The sequence below is a fragment of the Mycobacterium sp. SMC-15 genome (assembly GCF_045310925.1).
Classification (GTDB): Bacteria; Actinomycetota; Actinomycetes; order Mycobacteriales; family Mycobacteriaceae; genus Mycobacterium.
Window position 1 is genome coordinate 130049 of sequence record NZ_JBJIAJ010000005.1, and the last position, 24941, is coordinate 154989.

The window sequence follows — 24941 nt, forward strand, 5'->3', positions numbered from 1 at the left end:
GTTTGGTTCATTTCCCTACGGGTCAGCCGGCGGCCGGGCTGGTCAGAATTCTGGGCCCGTCCTCGGTCACCGCGACGCTGTGCTCCCAGTGCGCGGCGCGTGACCCGTCGGCGGTGACGACGGTCCACTCGTCTTCGAGGATCACGGTCTGGTCGGTGCCCAGGGTCAGCATCGGCTCGATGGCCAGCACCGAGCCAGCCACCAGCAGCGGTCCGCGACCCGGCGATCCCTCGTTGGGCAGGAAGGGGTCCATGTGCATCTGACGGCCGATGCCGTGGCCGCCGTAGCCGGCAACGATGCCGAACGAGCGCTTGAACTCCGTCGACGCCGCCCGGGCACCCATTTCGATGGCGTGCGAAACGTCGCTGAGCCGGTTGCCCACCACCATCGCGGCGATTCCGGCCTCCATCGCCTGCCGGGTGGCCGCGGAGAGGTTCTCGTCGGCCGCGCTCAGCGTCCCGATCCCGAAGGTGACCGCGGCGTCGCCGTGCCAGCCGTCCAGGATCGCTCCGCAGTCGATGGACACCAGATCGCCCGCCACCAGCACCTCGGCCGCCGTCGGGATGCCGTGCACCACCCGGTCGTTGACCGAGCTGCAGATCGACGCCGGGAATCCGTGGTAGCCCAGGAACGACGGCGTGGCGCCGGCGTCCCGGATCACCGATTCGGCGATCTCGTCCAGTTGCAGGGTCGAGACGCCGACGGCCGCCGCTTCGCGGACCGCGGCCAGTGCGGCGGCGACGACGGCGCCGGCCGCAGCCATCGCGTCGAGCTCGCCCGGGCTGCGATGCGGCACCGCTTTGCGCCGCTTCGGCAGTCCGATCACTACTTTCCCAGGGCGTTCAGGGCGCGGGTGAACACCTCATCGAGCGTGCCGAGCGCGTCCACGACGTGCAGGTCGTGCTCGTCCTGGTAGTAGTCCAGCAGCGGCGTGGTCTCCTCGCGGTAGACCATCATGCGGTTGTGGATGACCTCGGCGGTGTCGTCCGCGCGGCCACGTTCCTTGAGCCGCTTGAGCAGTTCGCTCTCGGTGACCCGGAACTCCAGCACCGCGTCCAGTTTGGCCTGGCGGCTTTCCAGCATGGCGTGCAGCGCCTCGGCCTGCTCTACCGAGCGGGGGTAGCCGTCCAGGATGAACCCGCCTGCGGCATCGGGCTGGTCCAGCCGGTCTTCGACCAGCGCGTTGGTCAGCTCGGGCGGCACCAAGTCGCCCGCATCGAGGTACTGCTTGGCCTGCTTGCCCAGCTCGGTGCCCTCGGCGATGTTGTGCCGGAACAGGTCACCGGTGGAGATCTGCGGGACCCCCAGCTTCTCCGAGAGCTTCACCGCCTGGGTGCCCTTGCCTGCCCCCGGCGGTCCCAGCAGTACGACTCTCACTTGAGGAACCCTTCGTAGTTGCGCTGCATGAGCTGGCTCTCGATCTGCTTCACCGTGTCCAGACCGACGCCGATCATGATCAGCACCGCGGTGCCGCCGAAGGGCAGGTTCTGAACGGTGCCCGAGCTGCCCATGTGCAGGAACAGGTTGGGCAGCACCGAGATGACGCCGAGGTAGATCGAGCCAGGCAGGGTGATCCGGCTGAGCACGTAGCGCAGATAGTCCGCGGTCGGGCGTCCCGGCCGGATGCCTGGAATGAAGCCACCGAACTTCTTCATCTCGTCAGCCCGCTCGTCGGGGTTGAACGTGATCGACACGTAGAAGTACGTGAAGAAGATGATCAGGCCGAAGTACAAGGCGATGTAGACGAAGTTGGACGGGTCCGACAGGTAGGTGCTGACGAACTTGTCCCACCAGCCGTTGCCGGCGCCGCCGCCGCTGTGGACCAACTGGGTGATCAGCTGCGGAATGTAGATCAGCGACGAGGCGAAGATGACCGGGATAACACCGGCCTGGTTGACCTTCAGCGGCAGGTAGGTCGAGGTGCCGCCGTACATGCGCCGGCCCACCATGCGCTTGGCGTACTGAACCGGGATACGGCGCTGGCCCTGCTCCACGAAGACCACACCGACGACGATGGCCAGTGCCGCCAGGCAGACCATGGTGAACACCATGGCGCCGCGGGAGTCGAGGATGGTCTTGCCCTCGATCGGGATGCGGGCGGCGATACCCACGAAGATCAGCAGCGACATGCCGTTGCCGATGCCGCGTTCGGTGATGAGCTCACCGAGCCACATCACCAGCACCGCGCCGGAGGTCATCACCAGAACGATGACCATCAGGGTGAAGATGCTGTGGTCGGAGATGATGTCGTGCCGCAAGCTGCAGGTCTGCAACAGTCCACCGTTGGCGGCCAGCGCCACGATGCTGGTGGCCTGCAGAACGGCCAGCGCGACCGTGAGATAACGGGTGTACTGCGTCATCTTGTTCTGGCCGGACTGGCCTTCTTTACGCAGCTCCTCGAAACGCGGGATCACCACGGTGAGCAGCTGCACGATGATGCTGGCGGTGATGTAGGGCATCACGCCGATGGCGAACACCGTCAGCTGCAGCAGCGCGCCGCCGGAGAACAGGTTGATCAGCGAGTAGACCTGCGCGGCATCGCCACCGCTGACTTCCTTGATGCACTGCTGCACGTTCTGGTAGTCGACGCCGGGCGACGGGATCGCGGCTCCCAGGCGGTACACCACGATGATGCCCAGCGCGAACAAGATCTTGCGCCTCAGGTCGACCGTCCGCAGTGATGAGATGAAAGCCGAGAACACTCTTCTCCTCCTGCGCAGCCGAGGTCCGGTCGCGGCGTTCCAATGGGCTGTTCTGTCCCAGCCCCGGTTAGTCCTGGGTTAGTCCTGCGTTTTCGCGTCCACGTGCCGGCCGAATCATGACGGGGCCACGCGTGTCCTAGGCGCGTCAGCAGTCTACGAGAGTAACAGCTGCGCACTGCGGGCCGGGCGGGCGTTGGCGGCACTGCCAGCGTGCGATCAGCGTAGCGGCGTACAGTCAGCGATGGCTCGTTAAATACGCTAACTAACTTCCCGGCGCCGTTCAGCCGGCAGAGCTAGATAGATAGGAGTGTGCACCATGGCAAGTACCGGCCGATTTCCTGGAGACACCTGGGACCTGGCCTCCAGCGTGGGCATCACCGCCACCGGAGTGGCCGTAGGCCGTGCGATCGCCAGCCGCGCCGACCATCCCCTGATCAACGACCCGTTCGCCGAACCGTTGGTGCGCGCCGTCGGCCTGGACCTGTTCACCCGGTTGGCCAGTGGCGAGATCGCCCCGGAAGACTTTGGCGACCAGGCGCCGATGGATATGGCCCGGATGGCCGACAACATGGCGGCCCGCACCCGCTTCTTCGATGACTTCTTCACCGACGCAGGTACGGCCGGCATCCGCCAGGCGGTCATCCTGGCCTCTGGACTGGACTCGCGCGCCTACCGACTGGACTGGCCGGCCGGCACCGTTGTCTACGAGGTCGACCAGCCCGAAGTGATCGAGTTCAAGACCCGGGTGCTGGCCGAGCAGGGCGCCCAGCCCACCGCCGACCGGCGAACCGTCGCGATCGACCTGCGCGATGACTGGCCGGTGGCGCTGCGCGCCGCGGGGTTCGACCCCGCCCTGCCGACCGCCTGGAGCGCGGAGGGACTGCTGGGTTACCTGCCACCGGACGCACAGGACCGGCTGCTGGACACCGTCACCGCGCTGAGCGCACCAGGCAGCCGGATTGCCACCGAGAGCACCCCGGGCCTCGACGCCGACACCGAACAACAGGCCCGCCGGCGCATGCAGGAGTCTGCGGAACGGATGCGCAGCCACGGCGTCGACATCGACATGGCCGAATTGCTCTACTTCGGGGACCGCAACGAGGCCGGCACCTATCTGGCCGGCCACGACTGGCGGGTCGACAGCCACGACGTCGGCGCATTGTTCGCCGAGTACGGCCTACCACCGCTGGATGTCGACCAAGAGCCCGGCTTCGGCAAGCTGGCCTACATCAGCGCGGTCCGGGGGTAGTGGATATGGAACGCACCGGCGCACGTTTTTCCGGGGACCGCTGGGACCTGGCCTCCAGCGTGGGTACCACCGCCACCATGGTCGCCGCCGCTCGCGCGCTGGCCACCACGGAAGCCCAGCCGATCATCTCCGACCCGTTCGCGGCGCCGCTGGTGCGTGCGGTGGGTATCGACTTCTTCACCAAGATGGTCGACGGCACGCTGGACCCCGCGGTGGCCGCGGAGGCCAAGTCCGCCGCCGAACCGATGACCGCCGTGATGGCGGTACGTACCCGGTTCTTCGACGACTTCTTCGGCCAGGCCGCTGACGCCGGAGTCCGGCAGTCGGTCATCCTGGCCGCCGGACTGGATTCGAGGGCCTACCGGCTGGATTGGCCGCAAGGCAGCATCGTCTACGAGATCGACCAGCCGGACGTGATCGAGTTCAAATCCCGCGCGCTGGGCGACCTGGGAGCCCAGCCGACCGCCGATCGCCGCGCCGTCGCAGTCGATCTGCGTGACGACTGGCCGGCCGCGTTGCGCGACAGCGGTTTTGACGCAACGAAGCCCACCGCGTGGAGCGCAGAGGGCCTGCTCATCTACCTGCCTCCGGAGGCTCAGGACCGGCTGTTCGACCACATCACCGCGCTCAGCGCTCCGGGCAGCCGGTTGGCCACCGAGTACCACCCCGACGGCGCGGCCGCGCTGAGCGGCTCGAACCAGTCGCTGGGTCAGCGCTTCGCCGACCAGGGGCTGGATCTCGACATCACCAGCCTGGTGTACTCCGGCGAGCGGAACCCGGTGGGTGCGTACCTGAGCGAGCGTGGGTGGCAGGTACGCGAGCGTGGCCGAGAGACCGTGTTCGCCGACTACGGTCGCACCTTCCCCGACGGTGACATCGTGGCGCGGCTGCGCAATTCGGTTGCGGTCGAGGCGATTCGGCTCTAAACAGCTCTTCGCCACCACAACGACTATGGCCGCCGGGCCCGAAGGACCGGCGGCCATAGTCGTGATGCGCGGTGGCCCCGCTATCAGCTCGGGGGGATGACCCCGCCGCCCTTGCCACCCTCGCCGGGCAGTCCAGGCGGACCGGCGGTGCCGCCGCCGGCAGCCGCGCCGCCGCCACCGGCCGGGCCACCCGGCCCGGCGGCTCCAGGTCCGCCGGGAGTGCCGTCGGCGCCGTTGCCACCGTCTTGGCCGCCGGTGCCGTTGGGGTTGTTCGCCGCACCGCCCTTGCCACCGAGGTTGCCGCCGGCCGCGTTTCCGCCGCTGCCGCCGTTACCGCCGCTGCCGCCGTTACCGCCGGCGCCACCGTTGGGGTTCGACTCACTGCCGTCACCACCGCTGGCACCGGCACCACCGGCGCCACCGTCGCCGCCCCTGCTGCCGTTGCCGCCGGCGCCACCCTTGCCGCCGTCACCACCGTTGCCGGAGTTGCTACCGCCGAGGCCGCCGTCGCCGCCCTTACCGCCGTAGCCACCATCGGCGCCGTTGGAGCCGTTGCCGCCGGTACCACCGGTGCCACCGGCACCTGCCGACTCGCCAGGTGCACTGCCGGCGTCGGCGCCGGTACCACCGGTGCCACCGTTTCCGCCCTTGCCGCCGATCCCGGTGCCGTTGCCACCGGTACCGCCGGTGCCGCCGTTGGGGTTGCCGGACTGATCGCCGTCGGTGCCGGTCTCCCCGGTTCCTCCGGTCGTGCCGGGGCCGGTGGGGGCATTGGCGCCCTTACCGGCGTCTCCACCGTTACCGCCGTTTCCGTCAGCGCCGGCGTTGCCGCCCTTGCCGCCGTTGCCGCCGTACTGGCCGGTGCTGGTCGCGTCGGCGCCCTTGCCGCCGTTCCCACCGTTACCGCCGGTGCCGGTCGACCCGGCTTTGCCGTCCGCGGCTTGGCTCCCGTTACCGCCGGTGCCGCCCGTGCCCGCGGTACCTGCGGTGCCACGGTCACCACCGTCGCCGCCGTTGCCGCCGTGACCGCCATGCGCACCGGACCCGGTGGTGTTGGTGGCGATCCCGTCGCCGCCGTTACCTCCGTTGCCGGCATTGCCGGCGTTACCGGCATTGCCGCCCTTGCCCCCGGCACCAGCGGTGCCGCTGCCATTGGCCCCGGTACCGGCCACGCCGCCGTTGCCGCCGGCAGCACCGTTGCCACCGTTACCGCCGCTGCTGGCGTCGCCGCCGGCCGCGCCGTCCGGGTTCGCGCTGGTGCCGTTGCCGCCGGTGGTGCCATTGCTGCCGTGGCCGCCGTGGCCGCCGTTACCGCCGGCACCGCCGGCGCCACCGTTGCCGCCGACGCCGGAGTTGGTGCCGCCGAGACCGCCCGCGCCACCGTTGCCGCCGGCGGTGCCGTTGCCGCCGTTGGTGCCGTCGACGCTCGGGTCCGTGGAGTTGGTGCCGTTGGCGCCGTTGAAGCCAGTGCCGCCAGCGCCGCCGTTGCCGCCGCGGCCATCGGGGCCGGCGTTGCCGCCCTTGCCGCCGTCGCCGCCGGTCTGGTTCGCGTTGGTTGCCGCACCACCCTTGCCGCCGGCGCCGCCGTCGCCGCCGGTGGCATTGGCACCCGTGGAGCCGTTGGCCGCCTGGGTGGTTCCGTCGCCGCTGGTGCCGCCCTGGCCGCCGGCCCCGGCCGTGCCGCGCACGCCGCCGTCCCCACCGTCGCCACCGTTGCCGGCTTCCGCACCGGCACCGCCGCCTAGGCCGGCGCCACCGACACCGCCGTTGCCGGCGTTACCGGCGTTACCGCCCGCACCACCGACACCGCCATCGCCGGCATGCCCGTCTTTACCGTCGGTGGCAGTGCCGCCGACGCCACCGTTGCCGCCGCTGCCACCCGTGCCGCCGACACCGCCGTTGCCGGCGTCGCCGCCGTCCGTACCGTTGCCGCCGGGCAGGGTGGCGTCGATACCAGCGGTGCCGTTGGCGCCGCTTCCGCCGATGCCGCCGACGCCACCGGCCCCGCCGACACCGCCGTTTCCGGCGTCACCGGAGGTGGTGCCGCCCGCGCCGCCGGCGCCACCATTGCCGCCCTGACCGCCATCGCCGCCGAGGGTGCCGTTGCCGTTGCCGTCGGTCACACCGGCCAGGCCGTTGGCGCCGGTACCACCCGCGCCGCCGTCGCCACCGGTGCCGATGGCCCCGGCGTTACCGCCGGCACCGCCGTTGCCGCCGTTGGTTCCCGGGGCGGTGGCGTCGAAGCCGCGACCGCCGGTACCGCCATTGCCGCCTGCGGTGGCGTCCGCGCCGGCAACGCCGTCGCTTCCGGCGGTACCGCCGTCGCCACCGGTGCCGGGTCCGGCACCGGTGCCGCCCAGACCGGCCTCACCGCGATTGCCGCCGTCGCCGCCCTTGCCGCCGTCGGGGTTGTCGGCGTCACCGGCGGCACCGGTTCCGCCGTTGCCGGCGTTCCCGGCGTTCCCGCCGTCACCGGCGTTCCCGCCGTCACCGTTGCTGCCGCCGTTGCCGTTGGCCGCGGTACCGGCATTGCCGCCCACACCGCCATTTCCGCCCACGCCGCCGTTACCGCCGTCGCCGGCGTCGCCGCCCGCGCCGTCGTCGACGCCGGCCACCCCGGTTGCTCCGTCCTGGCCGGTACCGCCGCTGCCACCCGTTGCGCCATCGCCGCCGTTGCCGCCGTTACCGGCGTTACCGGCGTTCGCGCCGCCGTTACCACCGGCGCCGCCAGCGCCGCCAGCGCCACCGGCACCGCCGGTACCACCGGATGCGCCGGGCACGTCACCGTCGGCACCGATTGCGCCCAGTGCACCGCTACCACCGGCCGCGCCGTTGCCGCCGTTGCCGATCAGGCCACCGTGGCCGCCGGCCCCGCCGGCGCCGCCGTCGGCACCGGGAACCGCGTCCGGGTCACTCGAGGCGTCATAGCCGGCGCCGCCGTTACCGCCGTTGCCGTGAATGCCGGTCACTCCGGTCCCGGCCACACCACCAAGCCCGTCGACGCCGCTGGCCGGGTTGCCGCCGGTGCCGTGCACGCCGGCGACGCCGGCGTTGCCCGCCGTGCCGGGGTCGCCACCGTTGCCGCCCTTGCCGCCGTTGGGGTTCTCGGCATTGCCGGCCGCGCCGTTGCCGCCGTTGCCGGGGGTGTTGGCGTTGCCGCCGTTACCGGCGTCGCCGCCGTTGCCGTTGAGTCCGACCACGCCGTTGTAGACGACGCCCGCGTTGCCACCGTTACCGCCGGCGCCACCGTCACCGCCGCTGCCGCCTCGGCCGCCGTCCTGACCGTCTTGGCCGGGGAGGATCCCGTCCGCACCGTTGGCACCGGCGCCGCCGTCGCCGCCATCCGCGCCGTTGCCGCCGTTGCCGCCGTTGCCGGAGTTCCCGGCATCGCGACCGCCGGCACCGCCGTGTCCACCGTTGCCGCCGTAACCGCCGACCTTGCCGTCCACCCCGGCGTCGCCGGAATTGGCCCCGTCGGCCCCGGCGGCGCTGTCGCCACCATGGCCGCCGTTACCGCCGTTACCGCCGTCGCCGATCCGGCCCGCGGCGCCACCGTTTCCGGCGGCACCACCGTTTTGGCCCTGGCCGTCGGCCAGCACGCCGCCGTGGCCGCCATTGCCGCCGTGACCACCGTTGCCACCACTGATGGCGACCGCGCCGTCCGCGCCGGACGCGGCCCGGGTGCCGTCGCTGTTCAGACCGCCCAGGCCCGCGACACCGACGATGCCACGGTCACCGCCCGCACCGCCGTTACCGCCGTCGCCGGCGGACAGGCCGGTCCCGTCGTTGCCGCCGTTGCCACCATTGCCGCCGTTACCGGCATTGCCGGCGTCACCGGCGCTGCCGCCGGCCCCGGCCACACCGGACGCACCAGCCGGGTGAATGCCGAGGAATCCGCCCGCGCCGCCCTTACCGGCGTTACCACCGGCGCCGCCGTTGCCACCGTTGCCGCCGTTGCCGGCGTTCATGCCGTCTTGACCGGGCAGGCCACTGCTCACGCCGGCACCTCCGGCATTGGTGCCGTGCAGACCGTTCTGACCGTCACCGCCGGCACCGCCGTCGCCGCCGATCCCACCATTGCCGCCATTGCCCGCGGCACCGAACAGCAAGCCCGCCCGGCCGCCGGTACCGCCACTGCCGCCGATACCGCCGAAGCCGCCGTTGTCACCGCTCGCGCCGAAAGTGGCCCCGTCGGCTCCGTCGCCCCCGAAACCTCCGGCACCACCAGCGCCACCGGCACCACCGTTGCCGATGAAGATGGCTGCACCGCCGGCGCCACCCAAACCACCTGCGCCGCCGCCGATTCCACCGACGCCGCCGGCGCCACCGAAGCCGCCGTTGCCCAGCAGCCAGCCGCCCGCACCGCCGTCGCCGCCGCTACCGGCGTCGCCACCGGCAATGCCGTCGAGTCCCGCGCCACCGGCGCCACCGTTACCAATCAGGCCGGCCGCTCCACCGAACCCGCCGTCGGCATTGATGGCGTCACCGGCCACCCCGGCGCCGCCGTCGCCGAACAAGAACCCACCGTCGCCGAGGTTGCCGAAGAGTCCCGAGCTGCCCAGCAGCGAGTCGTTGACGCCGTCGAAGCCGTCGATGCCGTTACCGATCAGCACCCGACCGAACAGGTCGACGAAGGGCTGGTTGACGATGTTGAGCAACGGCTCGGCGTAGCCCATCAGGTCTTGGCTGACGGCGTACAACGGCAGGTAGACGTAGTTCTGGAATCCCGTGTACAGCAGGTGATCCATCTCCGCCAGCCATGGCCCCAACGGTTGGGTCGGGTCGAAGGCGAAGATGCTCGAGTCGAACGCGGCACCCGCTTCGAGGCCGTCCAGGAAGTCGGCCGACGACCCGGCGAGCCACAGGTCTGAGCCCGCGGACCACGAGTCGAACATCTCCAGGATCGGCTGCGAGAACAGGTCGTCGAAGTCAGCACTGGCTGACGGAGCACCTGCCACCGGGCCCACCCCGAAGGCCAGGAATGCACCGACTGCGCTACCCGCGCCGGCTACCCGCCGACCCACACCACCCGGACGGCCACCTTGCCGACGGTCACGACTCTGTTTCATGCCGACCTCTCAATTTCTGAATTCATTGCCTAATTAATCGCCGGTTCAGCATGAAAAACGCGAACCGTAACGCGACCACTCGCGCTGCAAGTTAGCCGAATTTGACGGGCCCGACGAATTGAAATTTAGGGTTCCGCATAGGCTCGTGTCGCGATAAACCATGACTGACCTGAGAATTAGCCGAAATTGAGAGGCGGGTCATATGGGCGACATCATGGATTGCGTACATTTGTGACTGCCACCACAGATTAGGTAATATTGCTTAGGTATGGACTCCACTATTTGAAATAGCAAGACCCTCCAAAAAAATGACTAACGGCCCTATCGGACAATCTCGTGCACTGACCGACCGAAATACCGATCCCGGAGCACCGCCCGGACACGGTGGTGCAGGGATGGTTACCGGGGTGTGGCGACGGTGCGGGCGCGGCGCCCTGACTTCGCCATTCAGCGATAACCAGGCGACCGGCGGCGGTATAACCACCCCATGGTGCTCAAAGTCAAGGTTCCGCACGACCTGATCAGCGGCGACGTTGATGTGGGCTACGGCAAGGTCGCCGATGCGTTCCGGGCCAACTTCGCTGCGGGCCGTGAGGTCGGCGCCGCGGTCTCGGTGTACCGCGACGGTGTCAAAGTCGTGGACCTGTGGGGCGGCTACCGCGACGGGGTTACGCGCGAGCCATGGCAGCAGGACACCATGGTCAACGTCTTCTCCAGCACCAAGGGCGTGGCGGCCCTGGCGGTGGCGCTGGCGGTCTCGCGGGGCCTGTTCGGCTACGACGACAAGGTGGCAACCCATTGGCCGGAGTTCGCCCAGGCAGGCAAGGGTGAGGTCACGGTCCGCCAACTGCTGGGCCACCAGGCCGGCCTGTGCGCACTCAAACCCGCACCCGCCCTGGCCGATGTCGCCGACCCGAACCGGCTGGCGCCCATGCTTGCCGCGCAGAAGCCGCTCTGGGCGCCGGGCACCCGGCACGGGTATCACGCGATCACGTTGGGCTGGTACGAATCCGAGCTCATCCGGCGAACCGATCCGGCTGGCCGCACCCTGGGACGGTTCCTCGCCGAGGAAATCGCCCGGCCTCTCGGGCTGAACATGCACATCGGCCTGCCGACCTCGGTGACCCGCGATCAGGTCGCGTTGCTGCACCAGTGGAAGCGCGCCGAGTCCCTACTGCACCTCAACGTGATGCCGGCGGCCCTGGTGGCCGCGTCCTTCAACCCGTTCGGGCTGCTGGCACGGGCAAGCGACCTGCCCAGGGATATCAAACCGTGGGACGGCGACTACAACCGCGATGACGTGCGAGCCGTGGAGATGCCCTCGTCCAACGGAATCGGCACCGCCTCCGCCATCGCCCGGCTCTATGGCGCCGCCGCCACCGCGGATCCCACCTTGCCCCTGAGCCCAGGCGTACACGATGAACTCACCGCGATGCCGGCACCGCCGTCTCGCGGGGAACGCGACAAGGTATTGGGTGTTGACGTGGTGTTCTCGCTGGGGCTGTCCAAGCCGGCGTTCGCCTCCGCCTTCGGTTCCTCGGACAAGGCTTATGGCACACCGGGTTTCGGCGGCTCTTTCGGGTTTGCCGACCCCGACACCGGCATCGGCTACTCGTATGTGATGAACCGCCTGGGTTTTCACCTCTACAGCGATCCTCGCGAACTCGCACTGCGCCAGGCGTTGTTCCGCGACGTGCTGGGTGCCCGGCTGCAGTCCTAGCGAAACGGGACTACATGTACTGCGGGCAGTAGTGCGCCGTGGAGATCGCGGCGAACTGGCCGGCCGTCTGAATGGTGAAGCCCGGGTTGGTGGTCTGCACTGCCACGACGGTGTCCATCGGCGACAGTCCCGCGTCCATCAGCTGGCAGACGGCGTGGCCGGCCGAGACGGTGGCATCGTCGTTGGCCCGGTGACTGAGTCCGGCACCGTTCAAGGTGGCCAGGAACTGCCCATCGATACCGGTCGGCGCGGCGTTGGCGGGAGCGGCCAGGCCGACCATCGCGCTCAGACCTGCCAGCAGCAGTAACCGTTTCATGGCTCTAAGGATGGCCGGGACCCGTTAAAAACGTGTTACCGAGCTTTTACTGTCGCGAAGAGAATTGTTGATTCTGGGTTACGCGCTTTACCAGCGCGGCTCCCCCATCCACAGCACGTGCGCCCCGTTGACCGAGCGTTCGACCTGGTCGACGATCCCGGTCAGGGACCGCACCAGCAGGTTGCCGACCGCATCGGACAGCGCGGCTGCCGGCTGTGACGACTGGCGCGGCCGGACGAACTCCCACAACGACGAGCCGGGGTAGGACACGGTGCGGACCTGCGCGTCCGCGTCGAGTCCGGCCAGCTCCTTGGCGCGGCGCACCGCCGCGCGCAGCCCGCCCAGCTCGTCGACCAGCCCGCGTTCGGCCGCGTCTGCGCCGGTCCACACCCGCCCGCGCGCCACCGCGTCGACCGCGTCGGTGGACAGGTTGCGGCCTTGGGCCACCCGCGCCACGAAGTCGTTGTAGAACAGATCGGCTTCGGTCTCGACCTGTCCTTGCTGCTCGGCGGTGAACGGGGCGTTGATCGACCAGGCGTCGGCGTTGGCCCCGGTGCGCACCGAGTCGGTGCCGACGCCCAGGCGGTCCTTGAGCTGACGGGCGACCAGTTTGCCGGTCACCACCCCGATGGATCCGGTGATGGTGCCGGGGTTGGCCACGATGGTGTCGGTGCCCGCGGAGATGTAGTAGCCACCGGAGGCCGCGACAGCGCCCATCGAGGCCACCACCGGCTTGCCCGCATCGCGGGCCTGCTGCACCGCCCGCCAGATGGTTTCCGACCCGGTGACCGAGCCACCGGGGCTGTCCACCCGCAGCACGATCGCGGCGACCTCGTCATCGGCGGCGGCCTCGCGCAGCGCCGCGGCGATCGTGTCGCCACCGACATTGCGGTTGCCCAGCGGCGACAGCTGCGGCCCGCCCGAGCCACTGACGATCGCCCCGGACACCGTCACCACCGCGATCGCCGGCTTGGGCTTGCGCCCCGGCAGGGTGGGTCCCGATCCGCCGGCCGTGGCGTGGGCATAGCGCCCCAGGTACAGGCGCGGTGGCGCGCCGTCGTCGTCGGCGCCGGCGGTGCCCTCGGCGCCGGCCAATTCGGCGATCCGGTTGTAGGCCTCGTCACGGAATCCGATCCGGTCGATCAGACCCGACTGCAGAGCGTCATCGCGCAGCAGCGGCGCCTTGTCGGCCAGGGTGTCGATGACGCCGGCGTCGAGCTTGCGGGACTCGGCCACGGCCGCGCGCACCTGAGCGTGCAGGCTCTCCACCAGGGCGGTGTCGGCCTCGCGGTGCGCATCGGTGTAGGAGTCCTGGGTGAACAGGTTGGCCGCCGACTTGTACTCGCCCCGGGCCACGAACTGCGCCTCGATGCCGGCCTTGCCCAGCGCACTGCGCAGGAAGGTCGCATTGGTGGCGAATCCGATCAGCCCGACCGTCCCCGACGGCTGCATCCAGACCTCACCGAATGCCGAGGCCAGGTAGTAGGACAGCGTGCCTGGGTAGGTTTCGGCCCACGCCAGCGACGGCTTGACGGCGGCGAACTCGGCGATGGCAGCCCGCAGCTCCTGCACCGGCCCGGCGGCCGCCGACGACAGCTGCACGCGCGCAATCAGTCCCGCGACCCGCGGGTCTTCGGCGGCCCGGTGGATGGCGGCCACCACATCACGCAACACCGGGGGGCGACCACCGGAACGGATCAGGGCCAGCGGGTCGAAAGCCCCGGTCTCGTGGGGCAACTCCTGCAGGTCGAGTTCGAGGATGACGCCGTTGGGCACGCCGTGGTGGCGAGCCGTGTCGATGCGGCGCGCGACGCCGCGCAGGTCGTCCAGGCCGGGCACGCCGGTCAGCAAGGAGAACATGATTTTGAGCCTACCGGCGCCGGCGGACATGCCCACCAGACGCAGAATCGCACCCCACCGAGGAGGTGGAGTGCGATTCTGTAGCTTCGCAGAGACAGTCCCTACAGCTCGGTGGCGGAGCCTCCGGCTGCGGTGATCTTGTCCCGGGCGCTGCCGCTGAACTTGTGCGCGGTGACGTCGACCTTGACGGTCAGCTTCCCGTCGCCGAGCACCTTGACCAGCGTGTTCTTCCGGACGGCACCCTTGGCGACCAGTTCGTCGAGACCGATGGTCCCGCCTTCGGGGAACAGCCGGCTGATGTCGCCGACATTGACGACCTCGTACTCGGTGCGGAACCGGTTGCGGAAGCCCTTCAGCTTGGGCAGCCGCATGTGGATCGGCATCTGCCCACCCTCGAACCGGACCGGCACGTTCTTGCGTGCCTTGGTGCCCTTGGTGCCACGGCCCGCGGTCTTACCCTTGGAGCCTTCACCGCGACCGACGCGGGTCTTCTTGGTGTTCGACCCGGGCGCAGGGCGCAGGTCGTGCAGCTTGATGGTCATTCTGCTTCCTCCACTTGCACGAGGTGGTGAACAACCCGGATCAGCCCACGGGTCTGGGGGTTGTCCTCACGCACCACCGACTGGCGGATCTTGCGCAGGCCCAGGGTGCGCAGGCTCTCGCGCTGCTTCCAGCGTGCACCGATGGTGCCGCGGACCTGGGTGATCTTCAGGTTTGCCATGATTACGCCGTGCCTTCCCGCGCCGCGGCGGCAGCCAGAGCTTCGCTCTCACGACGAGCCTTGAGCATCGCGGCCGGCGCAACGTCTTCGATGGGCAGGCCGCGTCGGGCCGCCACCTCTTCGGGACGCTGCAGCATCTTCAGCGCGGCAACAGTGGCGTGCACCACGTTGATCGCGTTGTCGCTGCCCAGCGACTTGGACAGGATGTCGTGCACGCCCGCGCATTCCAGCACGGCACGCACCGCGCCGCCGGCGATCACACCGGTACCGGGGCTGGCCGGGCGCAGGAACACCACACCGGCGGCGGCTTCACCCTGCACCGGGTGGGTGATGGTGCCACCGATCAGCGGGACCCGGAAGAAGCCCTTGCGAGCCTCCTCCACGCCCTTGGCGATCGCGGCGGGCACTTCCTTGGCCTTGCCGTAGCCGACGCCGACCAGCCCGTGGCCGTCGCCGACGATCACCAAAGCGGTGAAGCTGAACCGGCGGCCACCCTTGACCACCTTGGACACCCGGTTGATCGCGACGACGCGCTCCAGGTAGTTGCTCTTGTCGCCGTCACGGTTGTCGCGGCCGCCACGGCCGCCGTCGCGGCCACCACGTCCACCCCGGTTGTCACGGTTGTCGCGCCCGTCGCTGCGGTGGGCACTGCCCGTGTCGGGACCTGCCGAGGAGGCCCCTGTCGGCTGCTCCGCCATCATGCGGTCCTTCCAGTCATCTTCACGTCAGTCATCAGAAGTTCAATCCGCCCTCGCGCGCTGCGTCTGCCAGCGCCGCGATACGCCCACCGTAGGTGTAGCCACCGCGGTCGAACACCACGTTCTCGACGCCGGCGGCCTTGGCACGCTCAGCGATCAGCTGGCCGACCCGCACACTGTGGGCCTTCTTGTCGCCGTCCACACCCCGCACGTCGGCCTCGATCGAGGACGCCGCAGCCACGGTGTGACCAGCGAGGTCGTCGACCAACTGGACGTGGATGTGCCGCGAGGAGCGGTGCACGACCAAGCGGGGACGCTCGGCGGTGCCGGACACCTTCTTGCGCAGCCGCGCGTGCCGACGAATCCGGTGGGTGCGCCGAACCTCGGAGATGTTCTGCCCGACGGGTTTGCGGTCCGGGGTGCCTGTTTGTGATTGCGCCATGACTACTTACCTGTCTTTCCGACCTTGCGGCGAACCTGCTCACCCTCGTAGCGCACGCCCTTGCCCTTGTAGGGGTCGGGGCGACGCAGACGGCGGATGTTCGCCGAGATCTGGCCGACCTTCTGCTTGTCGATGCCCGAGACGGAGAACTTGGTGGGCGTCTCCACCGCGAAGGTGATGCCCTCCGGAGCCTTGATCAGCACCGGGTGGCTGTAGCCCAGCGCGAACTCCAGGTCGCTGCCCTTGAGCGCGACGCGGTAGCCGACGCCGAAGATCTCCATCTTGCGGACGTAGCCCTCCGACACACCGGTGACCAGGTTGGCCAACAGGGTGCGGCTCAGGCCGTGCAACGACCGGTTACGCCGGTCGTCGTCCGGCCGGGTCACCACGAGGGCGCCGTCATCGTTGCGAGCAACGTTGATCGGCTCCGCCACGGAGAGCTCCAGGGTGCCCTTGGGCCCCTTGACCGATACGTTCTGACCATCGATGGTCACGTCGACCCCGGCGGGAACCGGGACCGGTTGCTTACCAATACGCGACATGTCTGCTACTCCCTCACCACACGTACGCGAGGACTTCGCCGCCCACGCCCTGCCTGGCCGCCTGACGGTCGGTGAGCAGACCCGAGGACGTGGAGATGATCGCCACGCCCAGGCCGCCGAGCACCCGTGGCAGGTTGGTCGACTTTGCGTAGACCCGCAGGCCCGGCTTGGACACCCGGCGCAGACCGGCGAGGCTGCGCTCCCGGTTCGGGCCGTACTTGAGGTTGACCACCAGCGCCTTGCCCACCCGGGCGTCTTCGACGTGGTAGTCGGTGATGTAACCCTCGCGCTTGAGGATCTCGGCGATGTTCGCCTTGATCTTCGAGTGCGGCAGGGTCACCTCGTCGTGGTACGCCGAGTTGGCGTTACGCAGACGGGTCAGGAAGTCCGCGATCGGATCCGTCATAGTCATTTAGGCTGCTCCTCCACCCTCACCAGCTGCTCTTCTGCACACCGGGCAGCTCGCCGGCGTGCGCCATTTCGCGCAGGCAGATTCGGCACAGGCCGAACTTGCGGAGCACCGCGCGCGGGCGGCCGCACTTGTTGCAGCGGGTGTAGGCGCGCACCGCAAACTTGGGCTTGCGGGCCGCCTTGATAACCAACGCCTTCTTAGCCATGGTCAGTTCTCCTTGAACGGAAAGCCGAGAGCCCGCAGTAGCGCTCGTCCTTCGTCGTCGTTGGTCGCCGAAGTGACGACGGTGATGTTCATCCCCCGCGGACGGTCGATGGAGTCCACATCGATCTCGTGGAACATCGACTGCTCGGCCAGCCCGAAGGTGTAGTTGCCGGAACCGTCGAACTGCTTGGCCGACAGCCCGCGGAAGTCGCGGATACGCGGCAGAGCGATCGAGGTAAGCCGGTCCAGGAACTCCCACATCCGGTCACCGCGCAGGGTGACCCGGGCACCGATCGGCATGCCCTCGCGCAGCTTGAACTGTGCGATGGACAGGCGGGCCTTGCGAATCTCCGGCTTCTGGCCGGTGATCGCGGCCAGGTCGGTGACCGCGTTGTTGATCAGCTTGGCGTCCCGGGCGGCTTCGCCGACACCCATGTTCACCACGACCTTCACCACGCCCGGGATCTGCATCACGTTGGCGTAGTTGAACTCTTTGTTGAGCGCGTCCCGGATCTCCTCGCGGTAGCGCACCTTCAGCCGGGGCTGGATCTTTTCTGCAGTCGTCATCTCTAGATGTCCTTGCCGTTGCGCTTGGAGACGCGAACCTTCTTGCCGGACTCGGCGTCCACCCGGTAACCGATCCGGGTGGGCTGTCCGTCGGAGTCGACGACCATCACGTTGGAGACGTGGATCGGGGCCTCTTGCGTGACGATCCCGCCTGAGGACGCACCGGCCTGGTTGGCCGAGTTCGCGACGTGCTTCTTGATCCGGTTGACGCCCTGGACCAGCACGCGGTTGCGGGTGGGGAAAGCCTGCAGGACCTTGCCCTTGGCGCCCTTGTCCTTACCGGCGATGATCAGGACGGTGTCGCCCTTGTGGACCTTCATCTACAACACCTCCGGTGCCAGCGAGACGATCTTCATGAACTTCTTCTCGCGCAGCTCGCGACCGACCGGCCCGAAGATGCGGGTGCCGCGCGGGTCGTTGTCGGCCTTGATGATCACGGCCGCGTTCTCGTCGAACTTGATGTAGCTGCCGTCGGCGCGGCGACGCTCCTTGACGGTGCGCACCACGACGGCCTTGACGACATCACCCCGCTTGACGTTGCCGCCCGGGATGGCGTCTTTGACGGTTGCGACGATGACATCACCGATGCCTGCGTATCGCCGCGACGAGCCGCCGAGCACCCGGATGCACAAGATCTCCTTGGCGCCGGTGTTGTCGGCGACCTTCAACCGCGATTCCTGCTGAATCACCAGATCTCCTAAATAATCGAGTCGACGCCCGGCACGCCAAGTGGCATGCCGGATTCTCCCCGGTCGTGCATTGTCTTCTTCATTGCCGAAGTGCACGCAGGGCCAACTTGCGCTGGCCGAGGTCTGCTGACGGCAACCCCTAGAGCTTAGGTGACGGATCCCGCAACACCAAATTGCTGGCCAAGCCGGGCGGAGAAGGGCCGGCGCGGGCGGCCTCAGTCGTCCCCTTGCCGCACCCAGGCGTAGATGAACAGACCCATCGCGGCCGCCAGCGCGATCAGCACCCACTGGACGATTGCCTGGTCGATCCAGGAGCCCGGCGGCGGGGCGCCGGGAAGGATGTTGCGCAGCGGGATGATGGCGAACAGGTTCGCGGCGTACCAGGTGGCGAATGGGGGCAGAAACTTCCGCCGGCCCATCGCCATCGGCACGGCCACGATCAGCGCCAGGGTGGGCAGGCTGATCAGGACCAGGCAGATTCCGAGGTCGAAGATCAGCGGCCCCCTGGCGCGCTGGATCTTGAGCACCACCGCGGCATCGGCATCCCCGCGCTGGTTTCGGGTCCGGCTGGCGTCATGCACCCGAGCGACGCTGGCGTCCCAGCCGTCCAGCGATCCGGTGACCTCCACTCGGGCGGGCAGCCGCCTGCGGTCTTCGCCGGTCCCGACGAACACATCGGCCGACAGCTCTTCGGTGGTGTAGGTGTCGAAGGGCCAGTTTCCGGGGGCGCCGTACGCCTCGATGGTCGTGCTGACCCGGGCCGGCGCATCCCCTTCGGGAAAGTGGAGGTCCCCCAGATCGTTCGGGGGATACAGGCGCACCGCAAGCTCGGTGTTCAGCACGTCGAAGCGCTTGTCGTACAACGCCTCTCCGGGATGGACGAGTACATCCACCGCGAGTCGATTGGCGACCGGGTTCAGCTCCTGAAGGCGCACCTGCACGATGGTGTCTTCCGGATTCGCCGCGCTCAGATCCAGCGGCGGCAGCGGATTGTCCGATCTCTGCAGCGTGTGGACGCCGAACAGCGATGACGCATATGCCACAACGATCGCGGCCAGGATCACCGCGCCGGTCAAGTAGCGCGGCCTTTGGCGCCGCTTCGCCGCCGCAGTGCCGGCCGCGCCTGATTGGGGCTCAGTGGTCATCGGCAGTCAGGGTAGCGAACAGCGGCGCCGACCGCGCCGAGCAGCAGATGTCCCGAAACACGCTGGCCAGCAAGCGTATCGGAATCCGATCTAACTAGCTCAGACGTCACTCTCCGCCCGCACCCCGTTTACCTACTGTTCGGCAATATGCGGGTTTCGGTTGTTATACACACGGCCATGAATCGTTTTCGGGCTGTCGCAACCCGAACGCCGGCCGTGGCCGCCGGCATCCTGCTGACTGCCGGCGCAGTGGCACTGTCGGCGTGCAGCGTTCCCCATATGACGCTGGCCTACGCCAGTGAACTGGTGACGTGCGGGGGCAAGACAGATCTGAAGGCCAGTGGTTCGACCGCGCAGGCGCACGCGATGGCCGAGTTCGTCGGTGTCTACCGCGCCGCCTGCGTTGATCGCACACTCGACTACACCGCCAACGGGTCGGGCGCCGGCATCGCCGACTTCCTGGCTGGAGAAACCGATTTCGCTGCGTCCGACTCACCCCTGAGCGCCGAGCAGCGGGAGCTGGCCAAGCAGCGTTGTGGCGGTGCGGACGCCTGGCACCTACCGATCGCGTTCGGGCCGATGGCCATCACCTATAACCTGCCCGAAGTCGACTCGCTGGTACTCGACGCGCCCACCATCGCCAAGATCTTCAACGGCAGCATCACGCGCTGGGACGATCCGGACCTCGTCGCACTCAACGGGCCCATGCCTGCCCAGGACATCCGTGTCGTTTACCGCAGCGACTTGTCCGGCAGCACCGAGAACTTCCAGGCCTACCTGCGGGCCGCATCCGGCGGGGTCTGGGACAAGGGCGCCGACAAGACCTTCAACGGTGGCGTCGGTGTGGGCGCCAAAGGCAACGACGGCACCGCCGCGATGGTGCGCACCATCGAGGGTTCGATCAGCTACAACGAGTTGGCTTTCGCCATGGACCAAGGACTTTTCGCCGCCGAGATCAAGACCCCGGCCAGCCGCAAGTCCAAGCGCCCGGTGCGCATCGGAGCCGACTCCGTGGGCAAAACCATCGCCGGCGCGACGATCACCGGAAGCGGCAACGATCTCGTGGTCGATATCTCGTCGTTCTACAACCCGACCCAGGGCGACGTGTACCCGATCGTCTTGGCCGGTTACGAGATCGTCTGCTCGAAGTATCCCGACCCCGCCGTGGGCCAGGCGGTCAAGGGCTTCCTGCAGGCGGCCGCCGGCCTGGGCCAGGCCAATCTGAACAAGCAGGGCTATATCCCGCTGCCACCGGACTTCCAATCACGGGTTTGGGCGGCCATCGACGCCATCTCCTAAGGCGCCCGGCATTTGTCGCCAGCGTGCGTGTTTGCACAGCGACACGCCGCGCCAGGACGTACAGACGTGCACGGTCGCGCTAGCTCTGTCCGTCTGTCGCGCAACGAAACCCGATGTGGCTGGTGGCAGTGTCCTGCGACTGCGGGGACCGGGCCGCCGGTCGGTAACGATGGCAATACTCCGGCGCGCACAGGTGCGATCCGCCTTTGAGGGTCTGACTGATACCCGGGTCGGCTGGGCCGACGGGAGCGCAGCAGGACTTCGGCGGCGCTGGCCGGTCCTGGAGCCGATGATGGGCCGAGAACTCGGTGGTCGTCCACTCCCAGACGTTGCCGATCATGTCGACCAGCCCCCAATCGTTCGGTGGAAACGTCCCCACCGGCGACGTCCCGGCCCAGCCCCGTGCACCGTCGTTGCGGTACGGAAAGTCGCCCTGCCAGGTGTTGGCCATCAACGCACCGCCCGGCTTCTCCTCCTCCCCCCACGCATAGGTGCTCACGCGCCCGGCGCGGGCCGCGTACTCCCACTCGGCTTCGGTCGGCAACCGCCGCCTGGCCCATCGGGCGTAAGCGGCCGTGTCGGGATAGGCCACCTGGACCACCGGGTGATCCGGCTTGTCCTCGACCGTGCTGTCCGGTCCGAACGGGTGTCGCCAGCTGGCGCCGGGGACCCACCGCCACCATTGCCGCCAGTCGCGCAGGTCGACCGGCCCGTCAGTGGGCTGAAACACCAGGGCGCCCGGCTCGGCGTCGCCGTAGTGCGCGGGATCGAGTTCCTGCTCGGCGAGGGTCACATACCCGGTTGCGGCGACGAATGCGGCGTACTGCGCATTGGTCACCGGATGGCGCTCCAGCGCGAACGGCTGCACCGCCACGCTGTGAATGGGCGCCTCTTCGGGATAGAAACTCGTCGAGCCCATCCGGAACACCCCGGCCGGGATCTCGACGAGGTCCGTCAGCATCACATCAGTCCCGCGAAAACGCTGCCGCGATAGTTCTTTTCACATCCAGGTAGGGCTCGCCGCTGACATCCACCGCGACGTCCGCGATGGTCCCACCGGTGAAGGCGAACGGTGCACGGTACGCCGACGACACCGCCTGGCCGGTATTGCGCCCGACGCTGACTCCACCGCCGGCCAACGCGAACGCGCCCGGCTGGGCGACCATGCCCGGCAAAGTGGCGATCACCGTGTCGTCGATGTACAACGAGGCCTCGCCGACCGGCGTGTGAGCGCCCTCGACGGTTCCGGTGCGCTCGAACCGCACGCCGAAAACATGCCGGCCCAACGGAATCGGATCGGGCGAGGACAGCCACTGTTCACGCTCGCCGAGGAAGTTGTAGACGTAGTGCAGCCGGCCACCCTGCACGAACAGCGCATGCCCGCCGTGCCGGGCGCCCTGCTTGAACAGCACTCCCTGCGCGTCGGCCGAATCCACCGTGACACGGGCCAGGACCGAAAATGACCGGCCACGAAGCTCCACGCAGGCCCCCAACGGCACCTCGGCGGTGTGGGGGTAGTAGGTGTAGCCGGTACGGTCGCCGGACAGGTAAGGCCGCTGCCTGCTGGTCATTTCGAAGATGTTCAAGTCGGCGAGCGGCAGCCCGTTGTACTTTTCGGCCTCGGCGAACCACATCGCCTTGAGTTCTTCGAGTTTCTCGGGATGTTCTGCAGCCAGGTCGTGGCACTGACTGCGGTCCTCGGCGAGGTGGTAGAGCTCCCACCGGTCGTCGGTGAAGTGACTCCATCCCGATGGGGTCGCCGCATGCACGGTGTTGGCGAACCAGCCGCGATGCCAGATCCCGCGGGTGCCCAACATCGTGTAGTACTGGGTGTGCTTGCCGGTATCTGCGGCCGGATCCACCAGCGCTGCTTTGAAGCTCACGCCTTCCAGTGGACGCTGGGCTATGCCGCGCACGGTTGCTGGCGGTTCGATGCCGAGCAGGTCGTAGACCGTCGGGGTCACATCGCACACGTTGACATAGGTGTCACGAACCTCGCCACGCGCGGCGATTCCGTTGGGCCAGCTGACGATCGCGGGATCGGCTATGCCGCCTTCGTGGGAGGCGTAGCGCTTGTAGAGTTTGTAGGGCGTGTTGAACGCCATCGCCCACCCGACCGGGTAGTGGTTGTAGGTTTCCGGACTGCCCAGCTCGTCGAAGAGCTTCATCGCCTCTTCGACGGTGTCGATGTAACCGTTGAAGAACTTGTTCTCGTTGGGCGACCCGTTCGGTCCACCCTCGCCGCTGGCACCGTTGTCGGAGATCACCACGACGATGGTGTTGTCGAGTTGCCCGGATTCCTCCAGGTAGTCCAGGATGCGGCCGATCTGGGCGTCGGTATAGCTCTGGAATCCGGCGAACACCTCAGCCATCCGGGCGAACAGCCGCTGCTCGGCGTCATCGAGGCTGTCCCACGGGCGGACCGTGTCCAGCAGTGGCCAGGGCTGGCCGTCGGCACTGGTGACACCGGCATAGGGGTTGATCTCGGAGAGTTCGGTGTCTTCCGGCACCAACCCCAGCTTCTTCTGGTTGGCCAGCACGATCTCCCGGTACTGTTCGTAGCCCATGTCGAAGCGTCCGGCATAGCGGTCGGCCCATTCGGCGAACACATGGTGCGGGGCGTGCCCGGCGCCGGGGCAGACATAGCCGAACCAGGGCTTTCCGGGCGCGATCGTCTGAGCGTCCCGGATGAATTCGATTGTCTTGTCGGCGATGTCCTTGGAAAGGTGGTAGCCGTCCTCGGGCGTGGCCGGCGGTGCGACCGGATGGTTGTCATAGACCAGATCCGGGTACCACTGGTTGGTCTCGCCGCCCATGAAACCGTAGAACCGTTCGAATCCGCGCTGGGTGGGCCAGTGCCGCCGGGCGCCGGCCATGTTGGACTCTTCCAGCGGGGTCAGGTGCCACTTGCCGACGCAGAAGGTGTTCCATCCCTGCTCGGCGAGAACCTCACTGAGTAGGGCGGTTTCGAATGGGATACGCCCGCTGCAGTTGGGAAAGCCGTCGGTGAACTCCTCGATGGTGGCCATGCCGACGCTGGTGGCGTTCCGCCCGGTCAGCAGCGACGCTCTGGTCGGGGAGCACAGTGCGGTGGTGTGGAACTGAGATAACCGGACGCCACGCTCGGCGATCCGGCTCATGGTGGGCATCTCCACCAGTCCGCCGAAGCAGTCCCAGGTGGCGATGCCGGTGTCGTCCCAGACCAGGTACAGCACGTTGGGCGCCCCCTCGGGGGCGGTGGGCGCAGCGAACGGCCCCCAGTCCGGCTCGGAATCCCGGATATCGAGACTGACCTTGCCCGTGAATTCCACCATCGCTCACTCCGTCGTCGGCCCCCGGAACGGATGAGACACTACCGGCCCGGTGCCGAAGCGGCAGCCTTTGAAGCCGGGGGCCGCTCGGGCGCGCCCGATGGACGATTGTCCCCCGCCCCCGCCGACACCAGCTCGCCGAGAAACGCCGCGGCCGCAGGCGAAGGTGCCCGCTCGATCGGGGTGATCAGTGCGAGTTCACGCGGGATCACCGGATCGGTCGCCACCCCGACCAGCTGATCCGACTTCGCCACCAAGGCCGGCGGCAGGAAGGCGACGCCGAGGCCCGCAGCGACCAGATCGACCAGGTCGAGCGGACTGTTGGATTCGGCGCAGACGGTTCGGACAAATCCGAGCTCTGCGCAGACGCCATCGATGTGCAGTCGGGTCCGCAAGTCCGCCCGGCGCTCGACGAACTCGCGATCGCGCAGTGCGGCCAGAGCGACGACGGCACTGCGGGCGAGCGGATCGTCGCGGCGCACCGCCAGCACCAGCGGTTCGATTCCCAAGGGCAGGTCCTTGACTCTGCTGTCGTCGTAGGGCCTGCTGACTAGGGCCAGGTCCAGGTCGCCATCGGCGGTCGCCTGCACCAGTGTGTCGATGGGATCGTGCCGCAGGGTGATGTCGATGCGCGGGAAGCGTCGGTGATATCGCGCCAGCAGCCCCGGCAGACCGACGGTGCTCAGTCCCTGGATGACCCCGATACTCAGCCGCCCGCACAACACCCCCCGGACCGCGTCGACGGCGGCTCGCGCATGGTCGGCGGCAGCCAGGGCGTTCTGTGCATCCGGCAGGAGCGCCAGTCCAGCCGTGGTGAGGTCGACGCGGCGATTGTTGCGGACCAGCAGCGCGGTACCGAGTTCCTGCTCCAAGCTGCTGATCGACGCGGACAGGGTGGACTGCACCACGTGAACCTTCGCAGCCGCCCTGGTGAAGTGCAGCTCCTCGGCGACAGCGACAAAATGTTTCAACTGCCGCAGCTCCATAGCGATCAGTGTGCCGCCCAGCTCGGTTTGGTCAAATCGAATGTTGGCCTACCCCAACACGATTACTTGGAGCTGGCTGAGAC

The 24941-nt window shown here is 68.4% G+C and carries 24 protein-coding genes; 4 read left to right on the forward strand and 20 right to left on the reverse strand.

Features of this window, described 5'->3' with window-relative positions; translation table 11 throughout:
- Nucleotides 1-22: 22 nt before the first annotated feature.
- From map to secY, 3 genes are read right to left on the reverse strand one after another with little or no spacing between them, the layout of a single operon-like run.
- A complete protein-coding gene (gene map / locus ACJH71_RS09350; RefSeq protein ID WP_406757741.1) occupies nt 23-826 on the reverse strand; it encodes a type I methionyl aminopeptidase in 804 nt (267 codons plus the stop codon).
- The gene (locus tag ACJH71_RS09355; RefSeq protein ID WP_406757742.1) at nt 826-1377 is read right to left on the reverse strand and encodes an adenylate kinase; all 552 of its coding nucleotides are present in this window, start codon (nt 1375-1377) and stop codon (nt 826-828) included. Before ACJH71_RS09355 ends, map begins: the two co-directional genes overlap by 1 nt.
- A complete protein-coding gene (gene secY, locus ACJH71_RS09360) occupies nt 1374-2702 on the reverse strand; it encodes a preprotein translocase subunit SecY (RefSeq protein ID WP_406757743.1) in 1329 nt (442 codons plus the stop codon). The genes ACJH71_RS09355 and secY overlap by 4 nt, the downstream gene beginning before the upstream one ends.
- 316 nt (nt 2703-3018) lie before the next feature.
- On the opposite strand from secY, the gene ACJH71_RS09365 reads away from it, so the two are divergent.
- Both ACJH71_RS09365 and ACJH71_RS09370 read left to right on the forward strand, forming a co-directional pair.
- Complete coding sequence (locus ACJH71_RS09365) at nt 3019-3951, forward strand: class I SAM-dependent methyltransferase (RefSeq protein ID WP_406757744.1); 933 nt, start codon at nt 3019-3021, stop codon at nt 3949-3951.
- A gap of 5 nt (nt 3952-3956) precedes the next feature.
- Nucleotides 3957-4877 carry a class I SAM-dependent methyltransferase gene (locus ACJH71_RS09370; protein ID WP_406757745.1) on the forward strand — a complete coding sequence of 307 codons (921 nt, stop codon included), beginning with the start codon at nt 3957-3959 and terminating at the stop codon, nt 4875-4877.
- Between the two features lie 83 nt (nt 4878-4960).
- On the opposite strand, the gene ACJH71_RS09375 is transcribed toward ACJH71_RS09370, so the two are convergent.
- Nucleotides 4961-9946, reverse strand: a complete 4986-nt coding sequence (locus ACJH71_RS09375; protein ID WP_406757746.1) for a PE family protein — start codon at nt 9944-9946, stop codon at nt 4961-4963.
- 487 nt (nt 9947-10433) lie between these two features.
- Between ACJH71_RS09375 and ACJH71_RS09380 the strand changes: the two genes are divergently transcribed.
- Entirely contained in the window at nt 10434-11666 is a 1233-nt protein-coding gene (locus tag ACJH71_RS09380) for a serine hydrolase domain-containing protein (protein WP_406757747.1), read from the forward strand.
- A gap of 10 nt (nt 11667-11676) precedes the next feature.
- Here ACJH71_RS09380 and ACJH71_RS09385 read toward each other — a convergent pair whose 3' ends face one another.
- From ACJH71_RS09385 to ACJH71_RS09445, 13 genes are all read right to left on the reverse strand, one after another.
- Complete coding sequence (locus ACJH71_RS09385; RefSeq protein ID WP_308484241.1) at nt 11677-11982, reverse strand: DUF732 domain-containing protein; 306 nt, start codon at nt 11980-11982, stop codon at nt 11677-11679.
- A gap of 87 nt (nt 11983-12069) precedes the next feature.
- A complete protein-coding gene (gene sppA / locus ACJH71_RS09390) occupies nt 12070-13842 on the reverse strand; it encodes a signal peptide peptidase SppA (protein ID WP_406757748.1) in 1773 nt (590 codons plus the stop codon).
- Nucleotides 13843-13943: 101 nt separating this feature from the next.
- Nucleotides 13944-14384 (reverse strand): 50S ribosomal protein L15, encoded by a 441-nt coding sequence (gene rplO, locus ACJH71_RS09395; RefSeq protein ID WP_406757749.1) that lies wholly within the window; start codon nt 14382-14384, stop codon nt 13944-13946.
- Nucleotides 14381-14563 carry a 50S ribosomal protein L30 gene (gene rpmD / locus ACJH71_RS09400; RefSeq protein WP_019738973.1) on the reverse strand — a complete coding sequence of 61 codons (183 nt, stop codon included), beginning with the start codon at nt 14561-14563 and terminating at the stop codon, nt 14381-14383. The genes rplO and rpmD overlap by 4 nt, the downstream gene beginning before the upstream one ends.
- 2 nt (nt 14564-14565) lie before the next feature.
- Nucleotides 14566-15261, reverse strand: a complete 696-nt coding sequence (gene rpsE / locus ACJH71_RS09405) for a 30S ribosomal protein S5 (RefSeq protein ID WP_406757750.1) — start codon at nt 15259-15261, stop codon at nt 14566-14568.
- Nucleotides 15262-15295: 34 nt separating this feature from the next.
- Nucleotides 15296-15703, reverse strand: a complete 408-nt coding sequence (gene rplR / locus ACJH71_RS09410; protein ID WP_406757751.1) for a 50S ribosomal protein L18 — start codon at nt 15701-15703, stop codon at nt 15296-15298.
- A 2-nt stretch (nt 15704-15705) separates the two neighbouring features.
- Nucleotides 15706-16245 (reverse strand): 50S ribosomal protein L6, encoded by a 540-nt coding sequence (gene rplF / locus ACJH71_RS09415; protein ID WP_046188194.1) that lies wholly within the window; start codon nt 16243-16245, stop codon nt 15706-15708.
- Between the two features lie 13 nt (nt 16246-16258).
- Nucleotides 16259-16657: a 30S ribosomal protein S8 gene (rpsH, locus tag ACJH71_RS09420; protein ID WP_013830245.1), complete on the reverse strand. Its 399-nt coding sequence runs from the start codon at nt 16655-16657 to the stop codon at nt 16259-16261.
- 19 nt (nt 16658-16676) lie between these two features.
- Nucleotides 16677-16862 (reverse strand): type Z 30S ribosomal protein S14, encoded by a 186-nt coding sequence (locus ACJH71_RS09425; protein WP_024440399.1) that lies wholly within the window; start codon nt 16860-16862, stop codon nt 16677-16679.
- A 2-nt stretch (nt 16863-16864) separates the two neighbouring features.
- Nucleotides 16865-17428, reverse strand: a complete 564-nt coding sequence (gene rplE / locus ACJH71_RS09430) for a 50S ribosomal protein L5 (RefSeq protein WP_046285615.1) — start codon at nt 17426-17428, stop codon at nt 16865-16867.
- A gap of 2 nt (nt 17429-17430) precedes the next feature.
- Nucleotides 17431-17748, reverse strand: coding sequence for a 50S ribosomal protein L24 (gene rplX / locus ACJH71_RS09435; RefSeq protein ID WP_046188192.1), 318 nt, complete (start codon nt 17746-17748; stop codon nt 17431-17433).
- Complete coding sequence (gene rplN / locus ACJH71_RS09440; RefSeq protein WP_024440402.1) at nt 17749-18117, reverse strand: 50S ribosomal protein L14; 369 nt, start codon at nt 18115-18117, stop codon at nt 17749-17751.
- A 215-nt stretch (nt 18118-18332) separates the two neighbouring features.
- On the reverse strand, nt 18333-19262 hold the full coding sequence (locus ACJH71_RS09445) for a DUF4436 domain-containing protein (RefSeq protein ID WP_406757752.1): 930 nt from the start codon (nt 19260-19262) through the stop codon (nt 18333-18335).
- 177 nt (nt 19263-19439) lie between these two features.
- On the opposite strand from ACJH71_RS09445, the gene pstS reads away from it, so the two are divergent.
- Nucleotides 19440-20561 carry a phosphate ABC transporter substrate-binding protein PstS gene (gene pstS / locus ACJH71_RS09450; RefSeq protein ID WP_406757753.1) on the forward strand — a complete coding sequence of 374 codons (1122 nt, stop codon included), beginning with the start codon at nt 19440-19442 and terminating at the stop codon, nt 20559-20561.
- A 79-nt stretch (nt 20562-20640) separates the two neighbouring features.
- On the opposite strand, the gene ACJH71_RS09455 is transcribed toward pstS, so the two are convergent.
- The 3 genes from ACJH71_RS09455 to ACJH71_RS09465 are packed head-to-tail and all read right to left on the reverse strand — an operon-like array spanning nt 20641 to nt 24858.
- Nucleotides 20641-21522: a formylglycine-generating enzyme family protein gene (locus ACJH71_RS09455; protein WP_406757754.1), complete on the reverse strand. Its 882-nt coding sequence runs from the start codon at nt 21520-21522 to the stop codon at nt 20641-20643.
- Between the two features lie 4 nt (nt 21523-21526).
- Nucleotides 21527-23875 (reverse strand): arylsulfatase, encoded by a 2349-nt coding sequence (locus ACJH71_RS09460; RefSeq protein ID WP_406757755.1) that lies wholly within the window; start codon nt 23873-23875, stop codon nt 21527-21529.
- Nucleotides 23876-23913: 38 nt separating this feature from the next.
- Nucleotides 23914-24858 (reverse strand): LysR family transcriptional regulator, encoded by a 945-nt coding sequence (locus ACJH71_RS09465; protein ID WP_406757756.1) that lies wholly within the window; start codon nt 24856-24858, stop codon nt 23914-23916.
- Between the last annotated feature and the right edge of the window lie 83 nt (nt 24859-24941).

Bases quoted from the DNA above. Each gene is read 5' to 3' on its own strand.
- ACJH71_RS09365 (WP_406757744.1), top strand. From the start codon at position 3,019: ATGGCAAGTACCGGCCGATTTCCTGGAGACACCTGGGACCTGGCCTCC.
- ACJH71_RS09370 (WP_406757745.1), top strand. From the start codon at position 3,957: ATGGAACGCACCGGCGCACGTTTTTCCGGGGACCGCTGGGACCTGGCC.
- ACJH71_RS09375 (WP_406757746.1), bottom strand. From the start codon at position 9,946: ATGAAACAGAGTCGTGACCGTCGGCAAGGTGGCCGTCCGGGTGGTGTG.
- ACJH71_RS09380 (WP_406757747.1), top strand. From the start codon at position 10,434: ATGGTGCTCAAAGTCAAGGTTCCGCACGACCTGATCAGCGGCGACGTT.
- ACJH71_RS09385 (WP_308484241.1), bottom strand. From the start codon at position 11,982: ATGAAACGGTTACTGCTGCTGGCAGGTCTGAGCGCGATGGTCGGCCTG.
- sppA (WP_406757748.1), bottom strand. From the start codon at position 13,842: ATGTTCTCCTTGCTGACCGGCGTGCCCGGCCTGGACGACCTGCGCGGC.
- rplO (WP_406757749.1), bottom strand. From the start codon at position 14,384: ATGACCATCAAGCTGCACGACCTGCGCCCTGCGCCCGGGTCGAACACC.
- rpmD (WP_019738973.1), bottom strand. From the start codon at position 14,563: ATGGCAAACCTGAAGATCACCCAGGTCCGCGGCACCATCGGTGCACGC.
- rpsE (WP_406757750.1), bottom strand. From the start codon at position 15,261: ATGGCGGAGCAGCCGACAGGGGCCTCCTCGGCAGGTCCCGACACGGGC.
- rplR (WP_406757751.1), bottom strand. From the start codon at position 15,703: ATGGCGCAATCACAAACAGGCACCCCGGACCGCAAACCCGTCGGGCAG.
- rplF (WP_046188194.1), bottom strand. From the start codon at position 16,245: ATGTCGCGTATTGGTAAGCAACCGGTCCCGGTTCCCGCCGGGGTCGAC.
- rpsH (WP_013830245.1), bottom strand. From the start codon at position 16,657: ATGACTATGACGGATCCGATCGCGGACTTCCTGACCCGTCTGCGTAAC.
- ACJH71_RS09425 (WP_024440399.1), bottom strand. From the start codon at position 16,862: ATGGCTAAGAAGGCGTTGGTTATCAAGGCGGCCCGCAAGCCCAAGTTT.
- rplE (WP_046285615.1), bottom strand. From the start codon at position 17,428: ATGACGACTGCAGAAAAGATCCAGCCCCGGCTGAAGGTGCGCTACCGC.
- rplX (WP_046188192.1), bottom strand. From the start codon at position 17,748: ATGAAGGTCCACAAGGGCGACACCGTCCTGATCATCGCCGGTAAGGAC.
- ACJH71_RS09445 (WP_406757752.1), bottom strand. From the start codon at position 19,262: ATGACCACTGAGCCCCAATCAGGCGCGGCCGGCACTGCGGCGGCGAAG.
- pstS (WP_406757753.1), top strand. From the start codon at position 19,440: ATGAATCGTTTTCGGGCTGTCGCAACCCGAACGCCGGCCGTGGCCGCC.
- ACJH71_RS09455 (WP_406757754.1), bottom strand. From the start codon at position 21,522: ATGCTGACGGACCTCGTCGAGATCCCGGCCGGGGTGTTCCGGATGGGC.
- ACJH71_RS09460 (WP_406757755.1), bottom strand. From the start codon at position 23,875: ATGGTGGAATTCACGGGCAAGGTCAGTCTCGATATCCGGGATTCCGAG.
- ACJH71_RS09465 (WP_406757756.1), bottom strand. From the start codon at position 24,858: ATGGAGCTGCGGCAGTTGAAACATTTTGTCGCTGTCGCCGAGGAGCTG.